At 34.2% G+C, this 269-nt stretch carries 1 pseudogene; it reads left to right on the top strand.

The annotated features are described in order from the left end of the window. Positions 1–52: 52 nt before the first annotated feature. Positions 53–269: pseudogene (locus tag ACTHS3_RS17940) on the top strand (hypothetical protein); the annotation flags it as partial.

The following is a 269-nucleotide window of genomic DNA, read 5'->3' as shown; positions in this document are numbered from 1 at the left end:
CATCACGAATTTCTTTATTTTGTTTTTTGTGTTATTGATAGCAGGCTTTCTTATGAGTAAAGCTATTAACAAGTTAAATGAAAAGGAAAAGGAAAAGGAAAAAATACGCCTGCTTTTCGCACAAAGAGAAAAATTTTATCGTATCTTGGAAAATCCGGAACAGGGATTTACTCCTCCTACCGCTCTTTTAAAAAGTGGCGAAACTTGTTTTTTGATTGATTATGTTAATATGGGCGAGGTTGTTACTGAGAGTGTCAGAACCTATACAG

The organism is Neisseria sp. P0009.S007 (genome assembly GCF_051962515.1).
The sequence above is the reverse complement of the archived record's forward strand: the minus strand, read 5'-3'. Positions and strand labels throughout refer to the sequence as shown.